We start from the raw sequence: 24695 nt of genomic DNA, 5'->3' as shown, positions 1-24695 counted from the left end.
CAAATACATGCATCAAGTTTATCGCATAAAATCAACAGAGTACTGGGTGTACATACCGGTACAAAATAATGCTTTGTGATATTGGTAGGAAAAACCAACAATGTATGCCAAGTTTTGGCAACATTCATGACAACATACCGTATAACATCTTTATCATGCTTGAAGAAAACTGGAAATGTAAGCGTTAACAAAAATAATCCTAAAGCAAGGTAACCCAAGGCATTTGTTATAGTGTATTAGCTCCGATGCATTAACACTAATAAGTAAAAACCAGTAATCGACAATAAACAGACACATATTATGAGTCTAATCTCCGTGACATAGGCGGCTATAGATTGGTTTTTAAATTACGATTTAGCTTATTACCTATAACTAACATGATAAAATGCTATTGACGATCTCCCCCTCATTATGTGAGCGGATAAACTACGGATTAGATTTTATGCTGAAATTTTGGTACAAAGAATTCTCTCAATATCCGCCTGATCATCCGGATTACTGGCGCATCCGGTTTATTGGTCACTCACTGCTAATTACAACTATATACTTCGCCATTCTCACTGTAATCAATTTAGTGTATTTTTCAGGATCCATGTACGCATTGTTAGATGCTTTTGGCTTGGTACTTTCTCTGGGAATTTACTACCGATTTTGCCAAACTGGACATGTAAAGATAACCGCTTGGGCTACCACTCTCATGCTAACGAGTTTAATCATGTTGTTTGTGATTTCAACCAAGGGTTATGTCCATTCACTCCTATGGGCAACCCTAATTCCGCCGTTTTGTTTTTTTCTTATCGGTCGAACATGGGGCACATATATTTCATCCCTGTGCTTTAGCATATGTGTTTTTATGGTTTACCTGCAAACGAAAGACCCCCAACAGGTTACGTTTGGAATTGGTGCATTACTTAACGTGATTGAAGTGTGTATTGCGCAAATTTTGTTATTTAGATTTTATGAGAAAACACGTTTCTCTGCCTATCAAAAACTGGCAATACGTAATTTAGAAATTCAAAAAATGGCTGAAATAGACAAACTTACTGGATTATATAACCGTGAAAAACTTGATGAAGTACTCAACACGTTATTAACCACATCAGCGGCAAATACCGATACAATCAACCCTTTGATTGACACAGAAGATGCCTCTTCTTCAATGGCAATTGGTCAACTTTTTAATGGCAACATAATAGATAAAAAGATATCAACAAAGCCTGATCTGTCGTCTCCTAGCCTGCATCCTATTTCGATTGTTATTATCGACATCGATCATTTTAAGCGAATTAATGACAATCACGGTCATTTGGTCGGCGATAAAGTATTGTGTGAACTGGCACAATTACTTCAAAGTAAAATGCGTAATGATGACTTATTAACGCGGTGGGGAGGAGAAGAGTTTGTGATTATTTTACCTAACACATCGTTGGCAGATGCCACCGAATTAACGGAAAGATTACGGTTTTATATTGCCAAGCAAAACATTCAAAATATGGCGCTTACAATCAGTTTAGGTGTCACTCAATATTGCCCGAAAGACAATGCCCACAGTCTGTTAGAACGAGCCGACAAAGCCTTATATCAGGCAAAATCACAAGGACGAAATTGTGTTGCTGTAGCCTAAAATATACCACACCAGAACTCAACGCCATGCAGTGGTATCAGTCAGTTAGGTTTATATCTAATCTAACCTAACAAGTTCGCTATCAGGTATTTTTGCAGCATAATGTTTACCATTAATGCGCTCAATAATTTGCGTCGCGGTTAAATCATGCACAACATTTATCACGGTTGAAGCAGCATCCGTTATCGCACCAATCACCACTAAAATGGGGATCACTTCCATTGGCAGCCCTAGGGTGGTGACAATAAAAATTTCACCTAAAAATGCCCCACCTGGCACACCACCAATAACAAATGCCGATAACACCGAAATCAAAATGGTCAGCATAAATACGTCTGTCGTAAAGTCTAACCCTAGCAAAGAATAAATGAACACTATCTTTAACGCCGTTATCGCAGCGGCACCACCTTTGTTTAGATTAACCAGCAGTGGCAAGCTAATCTCGGCAATTTGTTCATTTAGCCCCATTTTCGCGGCGCTACTAATCGTCACGGGTAAGGACGCTAATGACGAACTGGTCCCTAATGCAGTCACTGCAGGTTCGAGCATATGTTGCCAAAACAACTTAACGCCTTTTACACCACCACCAATCCATGCATATAAGGTTGAGCCTAAAGTGAGATACAACGCCATGGCGACAAAAAACAGCCCCACAGCACGAGCAAACGTGCCCATCAGTTCCGAGTCTTGGCTGGCCATTGTGGCTGCAAAATAAGCCCCAAGGCCGATGGGAGCCACATGCATTAGGATTGATATCACTTTCATGATGACAGTATTTAAACTGTCTAGCATCCGACTGACTCTCTGGCCATCTTCACCAGACTGACCAATCGCCACCCCACTAATTACTGACATAATAATTAAGGCTAAAATATTGGATTTAGATAATAAACCAACAAAATCATTGGTAGTTAATAAGCTGACAAAATCCATACTGCCTGAAGTAGCTTCAACACTATTGGCTAAGTCTAATGTCACCCCTTGTGCTGGATCATAAGCTAACGCTAGCAATACCACACTTACCGAAGGGATAATGGCCATCACAATTGACACGCCCATTATCGATACCAATATCGCACCCAATTTTTTTAAATCTGTCATGTGGGCAATCGATGACATCACACTTACTGCCACCAATGGCACGATAATCATAAACAGTAAATTAAGAAATATCTGTCCTATTGGTTTAAGTTTGATGGCCCATTCAGGAAATAGCCCACCAAACAAACCGCCAACTAAGAGGGCGCTAAGTAAAATAATGGACGAACGATAAGCACGTAGACTGCTCAACATATAATTTCCTAAAGACAGTTAGACAAAAAATGAGCAATGCCATGTACAGGATTCAGTAATAAAAAGTGCACATGGAACAACAAGTTGTACAGCTACAAAATATCACACATGACCAATGTGATACTAATCACAAAAATTCACTTAGCTTAATCATTTACGTAAATTCCAATGATGAGATTTTCAGACTATCTAACAACCATAGACTTTATTTCTGTGCCAGACACTTATCTCATGGAATAGGCAAAATCAAACTGAGTAATACTTTGCATCACATCTTGGTCATCGTCACGATATATTCAAGTTAACTGAATATCCATAGTTCAGCTAACTTGGAGGATAAATTCACGTGATCGACAAGACTTCTTATTGAGTGACTAGGGCCTGTTAACCTTTGCTGGTTAAATTTTGTTCGAGATAAAAACGTTTTAATCGGGGCGAGTGAATTGCTGCCTAACAATCTAAGCTGCTATCACGTCAAAAAGATGCTCTCAACAAAGAGTAAAACGTTTTTAGCCGAACCCTTCGGGCAGCGTTTGTTGGTCATTTTTACTGTGTTATCGACTTTTTATGTAGAATAACTACACCACAAAGTCTCTTCCTTGTACAAATGACCAAAAATTCACTGCAAAAACAACCTTGAAAGAACAACAGGCCCTAAGACACGAGTTTATAGGTAGCAGTGATATGTACAACACCTTTAATCTCCGGTAAAAAAATACCAATGTTGCGTTAACACAAACATTGGTATTGGGGAGTAATTACTGCCGCTTGCAATAATTAGCAAGCTGTCATATTACCAAGCAAACTTTTTAAATACATCATCAACGGGTGTTTTGGCAACATGGTTAGTGTAGTTACTGATCACTTTTTGCGATAAGCCTAAAATGATTTCTAGCACTTGCTGCTGGCCGTACCCTGCAGCATAAAATGTCTCTAATTCAGTTTCTGAAATATTACCACGGTTGCGTACAATGCTTAATGTTGCTTCGTGCAATGCTTGTAACTTAGCCGTAGGCATAGCAGTCTTGTTACGCAGAGCTTCAGTTATAGCAGGGTCTACTTTCATTGAATGTGCAATACCTGTATGCGCTGGCACACAGTAGGTACATTCATGTTCAACATTAATAGTTTGCCATACTACTGTTAACTCTTCAGCATCAAATGATGTCTCTGTAAATAATTGATGTAACTGTTGGTAAGCTTTGAGTGTACTTGGAGACTCAGCTAATACGGCAAACAAATTAGGTACCATACCCATTTGTTTTTTAGCGCCTTCAAGAATTGCTTTGCTTTCTTCTGATGCACTTTCAACAGTGTGAATAGTAAATGAAGTCATAATATACTCTCGTTTAGATTAATAAATTTGCATACGTTTCGTGTCTAATTGAGGTAACTATAAATTAATTTGAGCATTCGTTCAACTTAATTTGAATGATTGTTCAAAACAATTTAATTATTAAAGCGTAAAACATAAAATATGCTTAAAAATCAGGTTGATGAAATATTTTTCAAATGAACACTAAATAATGCTGTCAGCCGAAACTTATATTTTTGTCACATTTTAAAACCCATTTTTAACTGCACTCTAGGTAATAATAAAACTTATTGGTCATACTTATCATCATTCAGTTCAATGCTATTAACACCATCAGAGCTCGCACTACAGAATAGCTACACGCCATATAATGTCACTACCACAGCACCGCCTAATCCGACATTGTGTTGCAACGCTAATTTGGCGTTATCCACTTGTCTACTCCCGGCCTGGCCGCGTAAATGCCAGGTTAATTCAGTACATTGTGCCAGCCCTGTTGCACCAATGGGGTGGCCTTTAGACATCAGCCCACCCGAAGGTCCAATGACAAATTGACCACCATAAGTGTTGTCACCATTGGCAATCAATTCAGCGGCACCGCCCTCAGGGCAAAGGCCCAACGCCTCGTAAGTAATCACTTCATTTGGGGTAAAACAATCATGTAACTCAATCACATCGATATCATTTGGACCAATCCCTGCCTCGCAGTAAACTTGTTCGGCAGCCTGTTGCGTCATGTCTTTACCAACGGCATAGATTGGGTCTTGCCACGATTGCTCGGTATCTGTTGCCATTGCCTGCGCAATAATATGTACTTTAGAGGTAATACCATGTTTCCTGGCAAACGGTTCACTGCACACAATCGTTGCTGCTGCGCCACAAGTAGGTGGGCATGCCATAAGTCGAGTTAAATAATGATCATAAATAACTTTATCATCAAGCACTTGTTGGTAAGTTAATGGTTTTGAAAACATCGAATATGGATTTTGTAATGCATGACGACGCGATTTTTCTGCCACCTTGGCAAAGATATCGGCGCCTACATGATACTTATCCATATAATGTCGACCTGCAGCACCAAAAGCACGTAATGCAATCGGGCCTTGCGGGGCATTAAACTGTTTTAACACTGGCTCAATCCGCTCAAAAGGGTTTTCTCTATCAGTCCAATGTGATCCCAATGCACCAGGCTGCATTTCTTCGAATCCAAATGCTAACGCGCAATCAACTTGTCCTGACAATATTGCTTGGCGCGCTAGAAATAACGCTGTCGAGCCGCTAGAACAATTATTATTAACATTGATAATTGGAATACCGCTTTGGATCACATCGTAAAATGCATGCTGTGCACAGGTGCTGTCACCATAGATATATGCACCATAAGCTTGCTGAATCAATTTTGCTTCAAGCCCTGCATCAGTTAATGCCAACTTAATCGCTTTAGCCGCCATCGCGCGGTAGGGTTCATGATTACCCGGTTTGCAAAAAGGGATCATCCCAACCCCCGCTACTCTTACCAATGTCATATTATTCCCGTTATTAAGTTTGTCATTTCTAGTTTTTGTTAATAGAACGTGGGATATTCACAGATTATGCGCCCTACTTTACTTGAACAATATTATCTTAATAGCAACTGTTAACATAAAGTTAATTCACACCGTGTACAACGCACCAAAGAAAAGCGCAAGCGCACCAATATAGGACGCAAATACCTAAAACCTCAATTGTCACCATCATTCCCTGTGTTGGTTTAATTTTCAATTGCACTAACATCGAACATTTACGAGATCATTTCAGCAACATTTTCATGAGTTTGCACCAAACAGGTTCAAAAAGTGATAGCAAAGTAACGATTTAGGAATGACTTTTGCTTTATAACAGTATGAATTGTAGAAGAGAATCGCTTTGTGGGTACTGAAATGAATAATATTAGTGATGCTATTGGCGTTATTGCACAAAGTGCAGACACCCTGTTTATCTTACTTGGTGCAATTATGGTTTTAGCCATGCACGCTGGCTTTGCATTTTTAGAAATGGGCACGGTAAGACATAAAAACCAAGTCAACGCCTTAGTGAAAATTCTGACTGACTTTGCTTTTTCTGCCATGGCCTACTTTGTCATTGGCTACCAAATAGCTTATGGCAACCACTTCTTTGTCAGCGCAGAAAGCTTGGCCACCGATAATGGCTATCAACTGGTTAAATTTTTCTTTTTACTGACCTTTGCAGCAGCCATTCCAGCAATAGTATCTGGTGGTATTGCAGAACGCGGCAGCTTTAGACCTTTTTTACTGGCATCGGCATTAATTGTTGCCTTCATATACCCTTTGTTTGAGGGGATTATGTGGAATGGTAACTTTGGTTTTCAGGCGTGGCTAGAAAGCCAATTTGGCTCCCAATTTCATGATTTTGCCGGTTCTGTTGTAGTACATGCCATGGGTGGTTGGTTAGCTTTAGTCGCCATCTATTTATTAGGCCCACGACGCGGTCGTAAACCTGGTATTGCGTTTGCTCCATCGAACATCCCGTTTCTTGCACTAGGCTCTTGGGTGCTTATTGTCGGTTGGTTTGGTTTTAATGTCATGTCAGCTCAAACCCTCGACGGCATTAGCGGCTTAGTTGCGGTGAACAGTTTAATGGCTATGGTCGGCGGTACTATTGTGGCGCTTGTTGCCGGTAAAAATGACCCTGGTTTTATTCATAACGGCCCTCTTGCTGGTTTAGTGGCCGTGTGTGCGGGTTCTGACTTAATGCATCCTGTTGGTGCATTTATTGTTGGTGGAGTGGCCGGTGGATTATTTGTATGGGTTTACACCAAGTTACAGCGTAGCAATAAGATAGATGATGTACTCGGTGTATGGCCATTACACGGCTTATGCGGTGTATGGGGCGGTATTGCTGCGGGGATTTTTGGTCAACAAGCCTTAGGCGGTCTTGGCGGAATCTGCTTTTTGTCGCAACTCATTGGTAGTATTGCCGGGGTAGCGGTTGCATTAATTGGCGGTATGATCGTTTATGGTTTAGTTAATAAAATATCAAGTTTACGTTTAAGCCAAGAAGATGAGTTTATTGGCGCGGATTTAGCAATTCACAAAATTGGTTCAACCAATTCAGACAAGTAGCTGAATGAATTAATATCGATAAATAAATTCTCAAAAATCTCCAGTAAACTAAGGGCAGGAAATGTATTTCTGCCCTTGTTTAGTTTACCGATGATTTTGGAGGTTAATGCTTGGGTTTTACCCCATTCTTCACCATATCCTTGCCGCTTTCAAAGATTTCATCTGTAACTCCACGCGCCAATAACAACTTATGATTATCACCAAACACCGCAACAAAATGACTACCATCAGCATTATTGGTTGCCAAGCCAACCCCAGCTACGCTCTCTAAGCCTAACCCCCCCTTTTCGACTATCAACAAAAAACGCTCTAATTCAGCTAGATTGTCGATTACATCATTTTCAACATTCATTTATACCCCCAATAGGCTTCACGTCATTTTGGCAAATACTTTAGCGCATTGAGAATCAATTAGGTACCTCTTCTCCGCTTTAGAATTCATATATTCAGCATAAAAGCTATGGATATAGGTGATATTAAAAACTTAGGGTTAAATCAATTAACTGGGCGTCGTCATCATAAGAGTCAAAATTTACCGACATGAGTAAATTACCTTCAGAGATCATTACATTATCGAAGTTATCTTCAGCATTTGGGTAACGAACTAATAAAGCTGACTTGGTTGCAGGGATCTGATAATTCGCCAGTACCTTATTAAATTCATTGATGTCTTGCGATGCCAGCATTGATTCGGTGACTTTAATGCGATTTACCGTGCCTTGATCATTAATCCCAAGTAATACATTGTTATTCACAAATACCATAGGGCCATTTTCACTAAGTTGAATTTGATTAATGAGCTGCTGCGGCTGCAAAGTATGAGCTTGCTTATCATCCAACGCGATTATCTTGGCAATATCAATATTATCGAAATTTGCAAAGTTCACCTGATGGTTTTTCTTCGAAGTCGCTATGGGCATAATGGAAAAATTGTTAAGCTTAGACACCGCTTCTTTGGTGATGCTTTCCTTATAATCTTCAAATTGCAGAATAAGTTGACTGCTTTCACCCTTAACCGTGTAATAACCGTTATTCTTTCTAAGTGATAAATGTTTTGCAACCGTCTGCAGCTCATCGCCTTGATGAACTTTCCCCACGATTACCCAATCATCATGATCATAATTTTCACTCAAGGTAATTTGGTTTTTGCCATGACCATTTAGCATACCTTGCTCTTGTGAAATCATAGCGATTTTAGCATTTTCAACAAAAAACCATAAACTGCGTCCATAGCCATAGACCATAGTCCCATCACGAAACTGTAGCTGAATACTGTGCGGCCCCAACGCTTGTTGTAATTCGTCTAACGTATCACCAATATGCACGCCATAAGCACTATTAGTAGTGATATCGGCTTTAGGTGCGTTATGCTTTTGTGCCTGTATTAGTAAATCCTCTTTCTCTGGCATGGCAAGAGTGACTAAGGTTTCTGTAAATGACAGCGACTTCCCTTTGCTGTTATAAGGCGTTGGATTTTTGGTTAGTTGCTGATCCTCACACAACTTAATATGTTGAACAGTAGATAACACTATAATTTGTTTTACGTTGGAATTAACTCTGCCATTATCATCTTTGAGATCAACACTTCGATCAACCGACCCCACATTTAGCCGATCGATAATCACGGCATCGGCGCCAGCCAATTCAGCTTTATGTTGAATACCAACCAATGCTTGTTGTAAATAAGCCTCACTATGCGCCATAACACTTGAATTAGTCTGTTTAAGTAATGCCAAGTCGATGTCATAAACCACTCTATCACTCGCAGTATTGATAACTTGTGGCGTACACTCTGGGTAAAAATCTAAAATGGGTGGTAGCTTATTAGCAGCCATTACTGGGTAGCATACAGCACCACAAATCAATAAAAGTGAAAGCTTCATTCCTCGTCCTTGAATATTAATTATTAAGATAGCTTTTTACAAAGCATTAACACTTTAATGACTTACTAACTTAAACTTAAATCGCTTTGCTGTAAACCTAGTATCAGATCGTCTTTCTGTGTCGACTGCTTTTCTGCATTCAAATACGCTATATTGCTCAAAATCGCACTTTTATCTATTTGCTAGTTTCTTCCACTAATACTGCACATCTTCTGCACTTTTAATCGATAACATCCTCGCAACGGTCTTACATTTAAAATTACAATTACCCCTAATGCTAGGAGAGCCCAATGTTCCCCATCAATAATTTACATAACACCCATCGGCTGTTTCGCCAGCCAATAATGCTATTACTTATCATCACATTTAGTTGTGTATTTATGCTCACAGGCTGTGGTAGTGACAGTGATAGTACTTCAGATGTCACTGAAACAGCCACCAGTACAGATACTGATACCGACACAAGTACAGATTCTGATACGAGTACCGACACTGATACCGATACAGAAGACGAAATCACTGATGCGGATTTTGAAGCTACCGATTGGACAGACGAAACTCACAGTAAAAATGTCGACCCTAACTTTACCGAAGTATTTAATGATACTGAAGTTAAACGATTCGATATCGTAGTGACTGAAGAGCGCTGGCAAAGCATGTTAGATGACATGACAGCAACCTATGGCGAGTTTGGTCGAACCTCATCAAATAGCTTAACTGATACTGATGAAGACCCTATTTTTGTACCTGCTGAAGTATTTTATAACGACATTGAATGGTATCGAGTGGGAATTCGCTTTAAAGGTAACTCATCACTGCAAACCAGTTGGCAACAAGGTATTTTAAAACTCGCTTTTAAACTCGACTTTGACGAATATGAAGATGATTACCCGCAAATTAAAAATCAACGATTTTATGGCTTTAAAAAATTCAGTTTGAAAAACAACTTTAATGACGAGTCAATGCTACGAGAAAAAGTCGCCGCTGATGTATTTAAAGATGCAGGTTTAGCTGTCTCTCATACCGGCTTTTACACCTTATATGTCGACCATGGTGATGGCCCAGAATATTTTGGTTTATATACCCTAGTTGAAGAAGTTGACGACACCTTAATTGATACTCAATTCTCTAGTGATGACGGTAACTTATATAAACCTGAAGATGATGGCGCGACTTTTGTAGACGGTTCATTTAGCCAAGACGATTTTGAAAAGAAAACTAACGAAGACGACGAAGATTGGTCTGATATCCTTGCTCTATTCACAGCTTTACATGATGACGATACTGCCAGTAGTGACCCAGAAACATGGCGTGCAAATCTTGAAGCCGTATTTGATGTTGATGTATTTTTAAAATATTTAGCCGTCAATGGCATTATTCAAAACTGGGATACTTACGGCATAATGCCACACAACTACTATTTATATAATAATCCTGAAACATCACAACTGACATGGATCCCATGGGACAACAACGAAGCCTTGGAAGACGGTAAACAAGGTGGCGCTTTAGCCTTAAATTTTTCTGATTTAAACTCTAATAGCTGGCCTCTCATTGCAAAAATTTACGCAGATGATGAATACCGAGACCGCTACAACCAATATTTACTCGAAGTCATCGGTGATGCATTCGAAACTAATAAAATGCAAGCCATCTACAATACATATTCAGCTCTTATTGCTCCATACGCCACCACAGAAGTATCAGGCTACAGTTTCTTAGAAAACAGTGATGATTTTTATGATGCTATCGATGAGCTTTTAGAGCACGCCGAAGACAGAGCCACAGCGGTAGACAGTTACTTAGACAAACAATAGCTCCAAAAATAGTTTAAATAGAAAACACCTACAATCTAAGCTCTATGTAACAAAAAAAGGTCATTTATTACAACATAAATGGCCTTTTTTGATCTCTATAGTACGCAGTCACCTACGACTTATTCCTTAATATCATGCCCAAAATGAACAATGCCCCATCTACTTACCAATGATCACAGATGATAGAAATCACACTTAAAATAATAGACTTTCATGCATAAAACCCAAAATATTGCCTGAATGATAACTGCGTACAAAAAATTAATAATAAAATACAATTATTTAAATCAAATCAACATCGTCCAACCAATTAGAGTGACCGTGACTATAAATGTTCGTAAAACATACAAATTAATGCATAATCAACTATGATTAATTATTAGATGCATAAAGAAATAAACGTCTAAATAACTATCGGATTGTTTTTATACACAATTCAAGCAGTAAAAAGGAATTTACTAAGCTTTCATGATGATTTTAAACGATAAAAAGTTAGTTAACCTAATAAAGTACACACCAAGTATTGTCGTTGGCTTTTTCGCGATTACTGTCAATATTATCATTATTAAAGACAATCAAGATAAAGCCTATGAAAGTATCAAGTCCCTTCGTGAAGACATTATTGAAACAAATAAAAATGCCGTAAAACAATCAACCAATAAAGCATCTAATTATATTCTTTATAAAAAGAAAATGCTCATAGATGAGCTGAAAATACTGTCTCAGCAACGTGTAAACGAAGCATATGCAATAGCAACAAACATCTACAACAATAACCAAAACAAACCCAAAACCACAGTGACAAAATTAATCACGGATGCGTTACGTCCAATCCGATTTTATGAAGGGAGAGGTTATTTTTTTATCTTTCAAATGGATGGAATTAATGTCTTACATGGACTTAAACCCGATCTTGAAGGAAGCTCTGCTTGGGATGCTCAAGACCTACGGGGATCATACATTTTAAGAGAGCATATAAACTTAATTAAGCAACAAAATGGAGAAGCTTTTTATCACTGGTGGTACCAAAAACCCGGGGAAGCTTTAAAAAAAGAATATGAAAAAATTGGCTTTGGAAAGTATTTCGCTCCCTATGACTGGTTCATAGGAACTGGTGAGTATATTTCTGATATTGAAAACGATTTAAAAATATCATTGTTGAAATCTGTTATTGACTTTGAACACTCTGAAAATGAAAACTTATTTATTATCGACGATCAAGGCAACTTACTTGCTAATGAAAGCAAGGATAATCATTTAGCATTTCTGAGCAATTCAAACTCAACTATAACTGAAAAAATTGCCACTAAAGCCCTGCTAGAAGGCAATTTTATTACCTTAAGTGATACTCCCCTCAACAAAAACGACAATGACAGAACTGAGATCGCCTACATAAGGAGAATTAAAGATTGGAATTGGAGCGTGGGTTCATATTTTAATTCAAGCAATGTAAATAACTATATAACAATAAAACAACAAGAAACAAACTCGCTGAATCAAAAAAAACTCACCAATATCATAATATTAAGTGCTTTTTCAACATTGTTTATGGTGGGGAGTTCGCTCATAGTGAGCAACTTAATTGCTAGACGTTTCCATCGTTTTCAGCAACGAATTGAACATAATATCCATGCATTGGAAGCCTCAAAAAGCAAACTCCACCACATGGCCTTGCATGATGCGTTAACAGGGTTATCTAATCGAATATTGTTACTCGAAAAAATTTATGAAGCCATAGAATCAGCAAATATTCGCCATCAACAAGTCGCTATTGTATTTATCGATATTGATGACTTTAAAAAGGTCAATGACTGTCATGGTCATTCCGCCGGTGATGAGTTATTAAAAGCTATTAGCGAAAAATTTAAACATGCTTTTGAGTCAAAAGACACCATATCGCGATTTGGTGGTGATGAATTTGTCTTTTGCTTTCCGGAACTCAATAATCTCAATGAAGCCTATCTTAAAGTGGCCCAAATACAGCAATTATTTGATGAGAAATTTATTGTCAATGGCCGAGAGATAATGACCCAATGTAGCATTGGGGTTAGTATGTATCCTTCTGATGATAGCCAACCTGAAGGCCTTATCCGCAAAGCTGACATCGTACTCTACAAATCTAAAGCTGAACTTAAAGGTAGCGCTGCCTTCTACAACTATCAGTTGAATGAACAAATTCAATATAAATATTTACTAGAAGAAGAACTCAGAAGAGCACTCGACAATGAAGAGATATTCCTTCTTTATCAGCCACAAATAGACACAAAAACACAACAGCTAATTGCAGTTGAAGCACTCGCAAGATGGGAACATCCAAAACTCGGATCTATTTCACCCGATGACTTTATCTGCATAGCTGAAGAAATTGGGATCATTAAAGAAATTGGCCTATTTGTATTTCGCCAAGCCTGTACAGATATATTAAGTGTGTCCCCAGCAGGTAAAAATGCCATTAATGTTTCGATTAATATTTCCCCAAAACAGCTAATGTCACCAGACTTTATTGATTTAATTACACAGGCAACCGATGAAATAGGTATTGATCGACACCGAATAACCTTAGAAATCACCGAAAATGTCATGCTTAATGAGCTTGAAAAAACATATGACATATTAACTGAATTAAAAAAACGCTCGTTCTGCATCTCACTAGATGACTTCGGCACCGGATATTCATCATTAAGTTATTTAAATATGCTACCTTTTGATGAAGTTAAAATAGACCGCTGTTTTGTAAATAACATTACTATCAGTAAGCAAAGTAAGGCCCTCATCAAATCAATTTTAGCCATCAGTGATGCATACGGAATGATAACCGTCGCTGAAGGTGTTGAAAAGAAGGAACAACTTACCATGCTGCATTCTCTTGGCTGCAATTTAATCCAAGGCTACTATTTTGATAAACCTTTGACGTTATCTACACTGCACAATACTTATTTAAAGCAGTAAGCATTTGATCTGAACTCGTCGTCAATCATGGTCATGAAATCTGGCTAACTTCCTCTAACAAAAAGAGCGAACCATCAGGTTCGCTCTTAGAGAGATTTCAAGCAGATGTATTACTTATATTCCAGCTTTAATTTTACGCGCTTGGTGCAGTTTTTTGTAACTTTCAATCAAACGTAGATGCGGCTCGATACCTTCTAAATTCATGCTAGTTTTGCTCAGGCCATAAAAACGCACCGTGCCATTAACCGAACCTACCACATTGTCCATCACATCTTGACCGAACATACGGTTAAAGTTGCCAATAAAATGCTCAAGCTTTAAATCTTCATCTAACGTCACTTCTAATACTGCGTTCACAGCTTGATAGAATAAACCTCGTTGCACAGTATTGTCGTTAAACTGCAAGAACTCTCCGACTAACTCAATGGCGTCTTCATGGGCTCCTAATGCGAGGTAAATCAAGATCTTCAATTCGATAATAGTTAATTGGCCCCAAACAGTGTTCTCGTCGAACACAATGCCGATTAAAGTGCGAATATCGGTATGATTATCTAATTGACTGTCTTCTAAGCGATTCACTAGCTTACCTAATGCTTTAGTGCTTAGTGAATGCAGGTTTAAAATGTCTTCACGGTAGTTTAAGGCTTTATTGGTGTTGTCCCAAATCAAGTCATCAACTGGATACACTTCAGAATATTCAGGGACTAAAATACGACAAGCAGACGCACCTAAATCAGTAAACTCGGCAATATAAACTTCTTTGCCCATGGCTTCTAAGATACCGAATAAACCGCTGGCTTCTTCTTCACTAGTGCCAGTAAAATCCCATTCACAGAATTCATAATCAAACTTACTACTAAAGAAGCGCCAAGAGATAACCCCTGTTGAATCGATAAAGTGCTCAACAAAGTTTTCTGGTTCAGTTACTGCCATGCTGTTAAACGTTGGCTTTGGCACATCGTTTAAGCCTTCAAAACTGCGACCTTGTAATAATTCGGTTAAGCTGCGCTCTAATGCCACTTCAAAGCTAGGATGTGCACCAAACGAGGCAAAGACACCACCGGTACGAGGGTTCATCAAGGTCACGCACATGACAGGGAATTGGCCGCCTAATGAAGCATCTTTCACTACAATAGGGAACCCCTGTTCTTCAAGCCCTTTAATACCCGCTAAAATACTTGGGTATTTCTCTAGTACCGCCATTGGCACATCAGGAAGCACTATTTCTTGTTCAATGATTTGACGCTTTACCGCACGCTCAAAAATTTCAGATAAACACTGAACATGGGCTTCTTGCAAGTTATTACCTGCACTCATCCCATTACTTAAAAACAAATTTTCAATAAGGTTCGACGGGAAATAAACTGTTTCACCATCAGATTGGCGTGTATATGGAATAGTACAAATACCACGATCTTTATTACCAGAATTGGTATCAATTAGGTGCGAGCCACATAACTCTTCATCTGGGTTATAAATGTCTAAGCAATAGTCATCTAAAATACCTGAAGGTAACGAATCATTACCTTCGAGTGCAAACCATTTTTCATTTGGATAATGTACAAACTCGCTATTTGCGATTTCAGTACCAAAGAATTGATCATTATAAAAAAAGTTATTATTGAGACGCTCAATAAACTCACCTAATGCTGAACATAATGCGCTTTCTTTAGTGGCACCTTTACCGTTAGTAAAACACATTGGTGATGCAGCATCACGGATATGCAAAGACCAAACGTTTGGCACAATATTTCGCCAAGAGGAGATTTCAATCTTCATTCCAAGATCGGCTAATAAGCCAGTCATGTTTTTGATGGTTTGTTCAAGCGGTAAATCTTTACCCAAGATAAAAGTATTCTCGTCACCTTGAGGTTGGCCCATCAACATTGCATTGGCGTCTGCATCAAGGTTATCAACGGTTTCAATTTTAAACTCAGGGCCAGTTTGTACTACTTTCTTAACGGTGCAACGCTCAATCGAACGCAAAATACCTTGGCGGTCTTTATCCGAAAGATCATCCGGTAATTCCACCTGGATTTGGAATATTTGGTTGTAGCGGTCTTCAGGATCAACAATATTGTTTTGCGACAACTTGATATTTTCAGTCGAAATATCACGAGCTTTACAATACACCTTGATAAAGTAAGCCGCACACAGCGCAGACGATGCTAAGAAATAATCAAAAGGACTAGGAGCTGAACCATCACCTTTATAACGAATAGGTTGATCGGCCGTGACGGTAAAGTCGTCAAATTTAGCTTCGAGTCTCAAGTTATCGAGAAAATTTACTTTGATTTCCATTGCATATATCCACAGTCTTACGCGGCCAAATAGCCAGCTTGTCTAATTGAGGTGAATTATCGGTGTTTTTGACCCAATAGTCTTGGGTTAATTGCCTTCATGAAGGCATTAAGTGGATTTAGCCGAATAAATAATGCTGTTTAGCTCGAAAGCCTGTAGTACAGGTCTGGCTCAATAACAGGAAATGTTGAAGGTATTTATATTATCAATCTTGCGTTATATCTGGTACTAGCGGGGCTCATAAAGTGATTCCCCAGCAATGCATTACTGATGCATTACTGATGCATTAATAATGCTTTAATGCCAATTGTTGATAGAGGGGTTATAACGCCTTATGACCTAAACTAGTCATAAAGTTTAGGGGAAGACCAGTTAACCATAAAATTAGTCATTGGAATTAGTCTTAAATGATGAGGAGTTCTCACCCCTCATTCATTTAAAACTAAGTAACGAGGAAAAATGTACACAAATTAAAGGCTAAATTATCAACCTAGCGAATAGTGATGTCTCTTCCGAAATACTCTTTAGAGTCATACTTAATAATCACATTGTTTAAAGATGCACCGTTATTATCCATCACCAATTTATGTGAAATAGCACTAAGTGAAATTAAAATATCTTTACATTCAATTCTCGCTTTCATCACCGAAACAGAAGCCGTTCTTAACACTTGAGAAATTAGCTCATGATTCTTACCGATTAACGCTAAAATGAAGTGCACAATGACTTCAGAGCACAAATCGGTATCTTCGATATTGCTTGGTCTAATCACTTTTTCGACGTAATCGTCTTCTTTTCCTGAAGGGACAAATCGTTGCACCCAATAAAAATAATCTTCATCAAAAATGATTGATTTTATCGGTTGCATATACTTGTCATCAGCAGATATCTTTTGGAATAATTCCTTTTTAACATCATCTGTTACATCAATTAACTGATCGCCAAATTCCTCATTGAGTCGTGAAATGATAATTTCTAATTCTTTTAAAAGAGAGACATTACCAGATGTTACTTTATTATAAGCATCACCAACTTCATCAATATTCTGTTGAAATACACCAATATACTTGTCGCCTTCTTCAATAGCATCAAGTAAAGGTATCAAGCTATAGCGTCTCACTTGAATCAACTCATAAAATTGGCCTAACTCTTCACGGATAGCTTGTAGACGATCAATCGCTTTAACCAGAAAATTACTGTCTCTCTTTATCGCTAAATTTAATCGTGAAAAATCCAATTGTTCATCTACGGTTCGCACTCGGTTATCAATCATGTTTTCATAAGTTTGAGTTTCATTAATCAACAATGAAAATTTATCTTCCATTTCAGAAAGTACATCTTGTACTTTTTTCAAACTGGTCGATCTCACTTGTTGGTTAATTCCGCGCACTTTTTCAGCTTCTGCTTGCTTCTTTTCGCGAATAATCCAAGTCACTGCTGCGCCAACGATGGTTAGGCTCGTAGCCATATCAAAACCAAGTTGAACATTATCAAACCATGAACTCATTTTTTTCCCTTAAATGTCATTTGCCTATGTGCACAAACAGTAATAACGGATTAAACAACGAATGTCATCACGAAAATAACCAAAAGGTAACAAAAGTCACATTAATAACCGGAAAAAAAGTCTTTTTTAGTACATTAAAAAATTATCAACCACTATTAAATAACAATATAATCAGTACATTAAAATTTTATTGTAGCAAATATACTGTTACATAATATCAAATATATCAACTGAGTAATAAGTGAGCTAATTAAAAATTATTTTATCGTAATCATTATATTTATCGATTCAAAATCAACAACTAAAAAACATCATATTTAAGTATTAAATTACTATTTTTGCCCCTTTATGAAATTTTTTAAATTCGCTAAATTAGGAATTTTCTGTAGTGATTCAGAATGATGAAAAGTTGAGGTTATTAAAAGCGATTGAGTGCTAAAAAGCATAAAAGAAAATAGAAAATAGAAAATAGAAAATAGAAAAGGAGGATATAGTTGGTGTTAATGATTGATCATTATCGCATCAACTTTCTTAAAAATTTTTAAATTGGAATCCGTACCAGGATTTAAACTCAGGGTTTGGAATCAACCAAACTAATCTACTACTTTTAGGTTAGTTTCGTTTCATGGTTAACCAATATAAACGTTAGATACATTTTTGTCGGCAACGATAACACCATACCAAAAGCCACACACATTGCACTAATCATGATGCCATTAATACCCATCATCTCAATGGTATTACTGAAGTTATGGCAATAAATACCTAACAAGATTAAGCTAATCCCTACCGATATACATATTTTTAATATCAAAATTATTTTGGTATCAGACATGAACACCTCGCAGTCATCATTATTATATCCAATGAGTATAATGATTCGTTTTACGGTGATAAGTGTTGATGAAGATCATAAAAACATCGAGAGAGGATCGAACCAACTAATAAAGTGAGTCAGATCTTAAATAGAAAAGGCAGAGTTGGTCTTGTTGTCTCTTATCTGGGCATATCGTTAATCAATGGACTTGTAATCGGATAAAGTAAATATAAATTAGTTACTTGTGAACTCGAGCTGATATGAATAAGGGATAAATCACTAAATTATAGATACAAAAAAGCGCAAACAGTCGCTAAACCATTTGCGCTATCTTACAAAGTAAGAGTTACTCAGCTACTACGTTAGCAGCTTGAGGGCCTTTTTGGCCTTGCTCAACTTCGAAAGAAACTTTTTGGCCTTCAGCTAAAGTTTTGAAACCTTCTGAAGTGATTGAACGGAAATGAACGAACACATCAGCGCCGCCATTATCAGGAGTAATAAAGCCAAAACCTTTATCTTCGTTAAACCATTTTACTAAACCAGTTGTTTTATTAGACATTTTGTGTCCCTTATATATTTAAATTTAATCAATCTGTCGCGAAAATGCGATGCGCTCAAGCTTGAATTATTGAATGTCACGATGAAGCTAAGGGAAACACAGAGGATAACAACGATAACGCAGAGATTCTAAGGCTTTTCTTTTACTTGATGGTCATTAATAACTCTGAATGTCAGAGCAGGCTGTATAATACCTTGGTTTCAAGTATTGTAAAGGTTTATTTTGAAACATATGACATTTATTGTATTGATCATGGATATTCAATGCTCTGATTATCTACTATCTAGCGAATCGTACCAACTTAATTTCATAAGTCCGCATTGAAGCGTGCCACTCTGGCTTCAGCCATAGTGCATTGAGTCAGTTGAATTAATTCCCCTAAGGTAATGCTAGGGGTTTGGTTAATCAAACGGGCAAGCTTTGCATCTAAAGGCTCTAACTTGTCGGCATGCCCCAACAATGCGGTTACAATCTTTTTGATAAGATAACTAAAGCCCTCATCACTATCCGCTCTTAATTGTTCGGTAAACGATTGAATACTCATGGCCTTGCCTGACACAACCCAATTTCGCGAACGACGTACACGCTTCAGCTGGCAATCACACTGCAATGCTATCGTTTTAGCTTGTTTGGCTCTATCCCCACCAATTCGATGAATAAGAGAAGGAAGGAGGATAAAGATGTCTTCTGTCATAAGAAATTATTGGCATACCTCATCAAATTAATATATGAATCAACATAATAGAGTTCTCTATTATCCGCTAAAAATGTCAACAACTCAGCATGCGCTTCAGATGAAACAGATAGATAATCTCCGCCTACCCCATGAAAAATAATATTAATTAACAATATATCCGAGGATAGTTTCTGAACATATTCGATCAGTTGTTCTCCATTTTGTCCTTCTGGATACAATATAGGTGAAAATCGTTTATCATCCCCTTGACCTTTAATAGCAGTAAATAGATGATCTATATCATTGAGGTACTCTTTACCGTCACCCAGTAGGTTACTACCAACAAGCAAGTCGCCGCAGGGAACCGTATAAGTCCTTTCAGTTTTACCATCAATCGCTTTTAGTAAAGTATTAGCAACTGCCAGCTCCTCAATCATCTGTATGACGCTGTAGTGATCAAGGTCATGATGCATTTCAACCCAGTCCCTATCGGCAAGTGAACCTCTACACGGATGATACACACTATGGTTACCAAGCTCATGGCCAGCGTTTGCAACTGCTCGCCACTCCTCCATTCGCACATTCAACACTGGAGAGTTTGCGACTACGTAAAACGAGGCTTTAAAATGATGTTTATTAAGCTCGGGAATAACATGATCTAATTGACTGTTTAACGCATCATCATATGAAAGACTTATCGCTAGCGTCCTCCCACCTGGCCAAGTAAATTCCTTACTCGGTGTTTGCGAGTAACTAGAGAATGAAAACAGTAATACCAAAAAGAATAAGCTTATTTGAATCATAGAATTCACCTTTGATAATATTTTTGTGAACTTAAATCCTAGCCTAACGTTTTAGAATTTATGAGTAAAAGCATGCTGGGTATGGTTTTTGCTCGATTTGGTTAATGCCCAGCCAATCTTAACCGATTAATTTATGTTATAGGAATGAGATTTTATGCGGTAGTTGTTTTTTAGCAGACTAATGCAGTTCGTTGGTTCTAGTTTTAATATATCTCAAACTGAAATCCATTTATTCAATGATTGAATAATGCTAATAAACTATTTAGGTCAATATATGTGATCGAAAATAAAATTCTGACTGGTATTTATCAAAAGAAATGAAGACTTTGAAATTACCGTTTCTACGGTTGCTTCTACAGAATTGAAAACGGCTCGCATATTTCTATGCAAGCCGTTGTTTTATTTGGCAGGGGTGGCAAGACTCGAACTCGCAACCATCGGTTTTGGAGTAAGCGCTAATTGTTTTTAGATTCAACGCTGTAATAAAAAAGCGTAGAAATAAACTATGCCGGATAGGTAAGGTATCTTATTGATTTTTAATGACAGGCTTTGCGTATTTCTACGGCTTTATTCAAAGATTAATGCATAAATAACCTGTGTTCATCTGTGTAACTTACTAAACTTCTATCTCTACAAACGCCAAATCAGGTGCTGTCCCTAGCACTCTGCCGTCTTGAACATAGATGTGATCACCAATACTGCCAGAACCTATGACTCGTTGAGTATGGTTGCTGGCAGTGCTGGCGGTGACGGTGCCGTCTGTGTTGACCGCGTTAATCGTCATGATGGTACGCGGGGCGCTTAAGCTTTGTTGTAACTGCTTTAACATTACGATTCCTTATGCTAATTTTGGTACAACTGCTTATGCAACGTGCCGAACGACGGTGATGGTTTGCTCTACATCGATGTCGCCTGTATCGCTAACCGATGCGTTGATCGCCACCGAATCACAGGTACCTTTGAACACATCAACACCTTCACGAATACCAATCAACATACCAGGTGTTGCAGGTGGTAAGTCAGCCATAATCGGTAAGCTCATATTGATATTAAGCTTGTTGCCCGTGTCGGCCAGTGCGTTGGTGCCGGCTGTTCGTGCTGCTTGGTTGTCAACAATCAATTGAGCGCTGATGTCATCGGCGGCGATATTGCCAGCCGTGCCAGCACGTTTTACTTTTGCGCTAATGCCCTGCTGCTCACCACGAAGCCAAACCACATTGCACTCGGTACCGATTTCTTTTGACTCGCTGTAACTGGTGATCACCGCATCATGCACCGTTAAGTCTGGTGTTACACCATCCATTAACCACGGCACTGTTGGCCAACGTGGAACCACGGTTAGCGCTTTGGTTTCATCATTCGATAACAACATGCAACCCAATTGGGCCACGGCTTCTTGCACTGCATCGATAGGTGATTTATTGCCAACACTGAACGCACCTGCAGGTACGTTAAAATCAACGATGCCATTAAGGGCGATTGTCCAACCAGTGAATTGCAGCATGTCAGTGAGTAAACCCGCAAGGCTGCGTGATGTTGCATTGGTATAGCTAATCGGCAACACATACGGTGTGGCAAGTTCGGCGCTGCGGCTGCGGCCCGATCCGCGATACGTTTCATTACCAAACACTTTGCTTACACTGGTTTGTTCGACCAAGGTAAAGAATTCATAGCCGTTTATACCGACTTTAAGCAATTGGTTTTCAGCGCGGCTGGCATCGATGCGACTTGAAAAATCGATACTCACTGAGCTGGCCCACTGGCCACGGCTGCGACTAATACTGATATTACTGATCACAATCGGTACGTCGTCAGACACTCGCACACACGTTATGGTTGGCTGCATTAAATAATACCTGCGCAGTTGGGGTTCTATGGGGGTTTCAAAATCAAGGCTTGGTAAGCTTGGGTTGGCGTCAACCAAACCACCGCCGTCGTCAAAGTAGCAATAGTTTGCTGAAGCGGTAAAACGCAGCTGCAATGGGCTAGTTGAACTGGCCCAAGGTTCACTAAATCGAATCGTTACTTTGCCTGTAGGTGGTCGATATCGGGTTGAACAAATCCAACTGGCAGTATGTGGGCCCCAGGCAATGCTAGGTTGAGTTAGCCGGACATTACCATAGCGGTAAGCCGTGGTGATATCGTTAACTAATGTTGCACCATCACACCAATTGATAGTGGCTTGCAACGTATTCAACCTTGGTGAAACTTGCCAATCGACAGACATAACCGTGCGGTGTTGATTAGGTACCAGCCAAGCCAATGTGCTGCATTGCTCAACACTAGGCGCAACAAACCAGTGGCAGTTTACAGTCAACTCAGTTAACGCATTGCCAGCATAATGTATTGTGATTTCACATTGAGTTAGTGGTTTATTTTGCCATTGGATTGTTACGCAGTAGTCGGTTGCAGATAGAGATAACACACCTAACTGAACTTGATTACCTAGACGTTCACTGGCATTGCGTAACTGAAAATCATTGGCAGCGAATAATGGCGGTTGCCAGGTAACACCTAAATCAATGCCTAATGATGGCGGCTTTATAGGTGGCGTTGGTACTACTTCACCAGCAAACCGAATCGTTATTGGTGATTTGTAATCACCCCACGGCTGACTAAACCTTAGTTGAATATGCGGCTCTGGCACCACCTCGCCAACAAACCGAATGGTAACTGGTGATGTGATATTTGGCCAAGACTGACTAAAGCGAAATTCAATCATATTTTAATATTCATATAGCAATCCAAGACGGTTCTAGTGCTGTGGCATTAACTAGTTCACATGACACCCCATCAACAACAGCACCGTTATATTGTTTATCGTTATCAATCATTAAAAGGGTCAGTAGTTTTGTAGTTGAATATGCTATCGGCAATATTGTGAACCCACTCCTAAACATCACGTTAATAACTATTGAGTCAGAGCGGTCAATTATTAAGATACGTTCCGCTAATGGGTCAGCGTCTACTTCTAGTTTAGACCTGATTATCTCACCTACATCACTTGTATTAAACGTTATTAAGTCCATCCCTACCACTCCTCACAGTTTAACCATACGAAAGCTGATGTTGTCATACATCGCAAAAGCAAATGCGATTTACCATTTATTGTGTCAAAAACAGGCCAGTTTTCTAATGAGTATCTAGGACTCATTTCAACTGATATACCGTTAAGAAATCCTCGTAATGTAGGTGATATATCTGAATTAAAAAGGGACACGCCATTTATATCTTTTGATGTATCAGTAATAGTTTTACCTTTCATCTGAATATAAATAGGAAAATATAACCCTCGTTTTATAGCAGATAAATCAACCGCAGTGCTTCCTGTTGTTGGTGCATTAGGGGATACAAGGCCATACCCATTAAAATTATCTGAACCATCAGCATCATATATTTTCATAGGTTCATAATTAGACGAGGCCATCGACCTATCATACCAAGCTCTTTGCAAACAATAAGCCCAAGACGTCATACTTGTATAAGACTCATCACCGTTAAGGGTAGTGTTGTTTATAGCAATAAATCTTCCAGTATCAAGTGGTAATACTGATAAGAAATCACCTACGAAAATTATCACATCATTACGAGTATCATACCCCGATACTTTGTTAAGGTTAGAAGCTATTAAGTAAAATGCGGTTGAAGTTGCAATAACCATCCAATTGTTGAAAGTTGAATTAAATGGGTGAAAACCTGCTCTGTAACCTTTTTTTATAGCAGTATCTATATCGCTGTATGCAAATGCGGGGTCAAAGTACAGTATCCCATTGACGGCATCACCATTATTAAGACCATATAATTTAACACTACTACCAGTGCCTTTGGTTGGGTCATTTGTAAACACAATTTGGTCACTACTAGCACTCTCAAAAGCAACAGACCAACCAGCTGGTTGTTTAGTACCATACCCATCAACCAAGCACTTTTTTAAAATACCTATGAATTCAGAGGGTTTTCTGTCAACCAATTGTGGAGCGCCCACATCATCCCAACGATAAACTGTTACTGGTAATCCCATGATTTTTC

General features: G+C 38.6%; 19 protein-coding genes. 4 read left to right on the top strand and 15 right to left on the bottom strand.

All coding sequences use genetic code 11. The features are described from left to right. Positions 1-385: 385 nt before the first annotated feature. On the top strand, positions 386-1624 hold the full coding sequence (locus FCN25_RS21365) for a GGDEF domain-containing protein (protein ID WP_368074074.1): 1239 nt from the start codon (positions 386-388) through the stop codon (positions 1622-1624). A 57-nt stretch (positions 1625-1681) separates the two neighbouring features. Here FCN25_RS21365 and FCN25_RS14125 read toward each other — a convergent pair whose 3' ends face one another. From FCN25_RS14125 to FCN25_RS14115, 3 genes are all read right to left on the bottom strand, one after another. Next, positions 1682-2917: a dicarboxylate/amino acid:cation symporter gene (locus FCN25_RS14125; RefSeq protein WP_137225824.1), complete on the bottom strand. Its 1236-nt coding sequence runs from the start codon at positions 2915-2917 to the stop codon at positions 1682-1684. A 793-nt stretch (positions 2918-3710) separates the two neighbouring features. Further along, positions 3711-4253 (bottom strand): carboxymuconolactone decarboxylase family protein, encoded by a 543-nt coding sequence (locus FCN25_RS14120; RefSeq protein ID WP_137225822.1) that lies wholly within the window; start codon positions 4251-4253, stop codon positions 3711-3713. Between the two features lie 335 nt (positions 4254-4588). Then, a complete protein-coding gene (locus tag FCN25_RS14115) occupies positions 4589-5758 on the bottom strand; it encodes a lipid-transfer protein (protein WP_137225820.1) in 1170 nt (389 codons plus the stop codon). Between the two features lie 393 nt (positions 5759-6151). Between FCN25_RS14115 and FCN25_RS14110 the strand changes: the two genes are divergently transcribed. Next, positions 6152-7354, top strand: coding sequence for an ammonium transporter (locus FCN25_RS14110; protein WP_137225818.1), 1203 nt, complete (start codon positions 6152-6154; stop codon positions 7352-7354). 103 nt (positions 7355-7457) lie between these two features. Here FCN25_RS14110 and FCN25_RS14105 read toward each other — a convergent pair whose 3' ends face one another. Beyond that, positions 7458-7706 (bottom strand): hypothetical protein, encoded by a 249-nt coding sequence (locus tag FCN25_RS14105; protein ID WP_137225816.1) that lies wholly within the window; start codon positions 7704-7706, stop codon positions 7458-7460. 124 nt (positions 7707-7830) lie between these two features. After that, positions 7831-9237: a hypothetical protein gene (locus FCN25_RS14100; RefSeq protein WP_137225814.1), complete on the bottom strand. Its 1407-nt coding sequence runs from the start codon at positions 9235-9237 to the stop codon at positions 7831-7833. A gap of 290 nt (positions 9238-9527) precedes the next feature. Between FCN25_RS14100 and FCN25_RS14095 the strand changes: the two genes are divergently transcribed. Both FCN25_RS14095 and FCN25_RS14090 read left to right on the top strand, forming a co-directional pair. After that, the gene (locus tag FCN25_RS14095; RefSeq protein ID WP_137225812.1) at positions 9528-11054 is read left to right on the top strand and encodes a CotH kinase family protein; all 1527 of its coding nucleotides are present in this window, start codon (positions 9528-9530) and stop codon (positions 11052-11054) included. Between the two features lie 468 nt (positions 11055-11522). Then, on the top strand, positions 11523-14003 hold the full coding sequence (locus FCN25_RS14090; RefSeq protein ID WP_137225810.1) for an EAL domain-containing protein: 2481 nt from the start codon (positions 11523-11525) through the stop codon (positions 14001-14003). Positions 14004-14117: 114 nt separating this feature from the next. Here FCN25_RS14090 and FCN25_RS14085 read toward each other — a convergent pair whose 3' ends face one another. The 10 genes from FCN25_RS14085 to FCN25_RS14040 form a co-directional block, all read right to left on the bottom strand. Beyond that, positions 14118-16304, bottom strand: a complete 2187-nt coding sequence (locus tag FCN25_RS14085; RefSeq protein ID WP_137225808.1) for an OsmC domain/YcaO domain-containing protein — start codon at positions 16302-16304, stop codon at positions 14118-14120. Positions 16305-16794: 490 nt separating this feature from the next. Beyond that, positions 16795-17811, bottom strand: coding sequence for a hypothetical protein (locus tag FCN25_RS14080; protein ID WP_137225806.1), 1017 nt, complete (start codon positions 17809-17811; stop codon positions 16795-16797). A 607-nt stretch (positions 17812-18418) separates the two neighbouring features. Further along, positions 18419-18646 carry a hypothetical protein gene (locus tag FCN25_RS14075; protein ID WP_137225804.1) on the bottom strand — a complete coding sequence of 76 codons (228 nt, stop codon included), beginning with the start codon at positions 18644-18646 and terminating at the stop codon, positions 18419-18421. Between the two features lie 328 nt (positions 18647-18974). Beyond that, the gene (locus FCN25_RS14070) at positions 18975-19187 is read right to left on the bottom strand and encodes a cold-shock protein (protein WP_137225803.1); all 213 of its coding nucleotides are present in this window, start codon (positions 19185-19187) and stop codon (positions 18975-18977) included. Between the two features lie 307 nt (positions 19188-19494). Beyond that, complete coding sequence (locus FCN25_RS14065; protein ID WP_137225801.1) at positions 19495-19881, bottom strand: ribosome recycling factor family protein; 387 nt, start codon at positions 19879-19881, stop codon at positions 19495-19497. Further along, entirely contained in the window at positions 19878-20666 is a 789-nt protein-coding gene (locus FCN25_RS14060) for a polysaccharide deacetylase family protein (protein WP_137225799.1), read from the bottom strand. Before FCN25_RS14060 ends, FCN25_RS14065 begins: the two co-directional genes overlap by 4 nt. Before the next feature lie 616 nt (positions 20667-21282). Then, positions 21283-21495, bottom strand: a complete 213-nt coding sequence (locus tag FCN25_RS14055) for a hypothetical protein (protein ID WP_137225401.1) — start codon at positions 21493-21495, stop codon at positions 21283-21285. Between the two features lie 33 nt (positions 21496-21528). Next, the gene (locus FCN25_RS14050; RefSeq protein ID WP_254693650.1) at positions 21529-23388 is read right to left on the bottom strand and encodes a hypothetical protein; all 1860 of its coding nucleotides are present in this window, start codon (positions 23386-23388) and stop codon (positions 21529-21531) included. A 10-nt stretch (positions 23389-23398) separates the two neighbouring features. Further along, on the bottom strand, positions 23399-23695 hold the full coding sequence (locus tag FCN25_RS14045) for a hypothetical protein (protein WP_137225797.1): 297 nt from the start codon (positions 23693-23695) through the stop codon (positions 23399-23401). Positions 23696-23697: 2 nt separating this feature from the next. Further along, positions 23698-24687, bottom strand: a complete 990-nt coding sequence (locus tag FCN25_RS14040) for a hypothetical protein (protein WP_137225795.1) — start codon at positions 24685-24687, stop codon at positions 23698-23700. Positions 24688-24695 lie beyond the last annotated feature (8 nt).

The organism is Shewanella sp. MEBiC00475 (assembly GCF_005234075.1).
Classification (GTDB): Bacteria; Pseudomonadota; Gammaproteobacteria; order Enterobacterales; family Shewanellaceae; genus Shewanella; species Shewanella polaris.
The sequence above is the reverse complement of the archived record's forward strand: the minus strand, read 5'-3'. Positions and strand labels throughout refer to the sequence as shown.